The sequence below is a fragment of the Pseudoalteromonas sp. G4 genome, assembly GCF_028875915.1.
Classification (GTDB): Bacteria; Pseudomonadota; Gammaproteobacteria; order Enterobacterales; family Alteromonadaceae; genus Pseudoalteromonas.
Map to the genome: position 1 here is coordinate 1 of NZ_JAPEHW010000174.1, position 648 is coordinate 648.

The window sequence follows — 648 nt, forward strand, 5'->3', positions numbered from 1 at the left end:
TCTGAAGCACATCAGCAAGAGTTGGAAACGCCATAGTTAATGCGACTATCGCAGCTGTCAGCTTTTTGACCATAACTAGCTTCCTTGAGCTGTTTTTTATTATTATTTACTTAAACCTGTAAAAGGTGAAGACAAATGGCTAAAATAAAAACATATCATAAATTGATGATTTTCGCATAGTTTAAATTAAGGTAAATATGGCTATTTTAGAAGTTTTACGCTTTCCAGATGAGAGATTACGTACTGTTGCACAAGAAGTAACGCAAATTAATGAAGATACTAAGAAAATTGTATCAGATATGCTTGAGACCATGTATGACGAAAACGGTATTGGTCTTGCGGCTACTCAAGTAAATATCCACCAGCGTATTGTTGTTATTGATGTATCAGAAGAAGGTAACGAACCTCTGGTGCTAATTAATCCAGAAATCATCAAAAAAGATGGCAGCAAAATTAGCGAAGAAGGCTGTTTATCAGTACCAGGTTCATATGCCAAAGTTGACCGTGCCGAAACGGTTACCATTAAAGCATTTGATGAAAATGGAATTGAGTTTGAAAAAGACGCTGATGGTCTACTCGCAGTATGTATTCAGCACGAGTTAGATCATTTAAAGGGCGTACTATTTATTGATTACCTTTCTCCATTAA

1 protein-coding gene is annotated in these 648 nt (G+C 35.8%); it reads left to right on the forward strand.

The genetic code is table 11. The features are described 5' to 3' along the window. Positions 1 to 197: 197 nt before the first annotated feature. A partial coding sequence (gene def / locus ON073_RS20495) for a peptide deformylase (protein WP_274763708.1) occupies positions 198 to 648 on the forward strand: 451 nt, incomplete at its 3' end.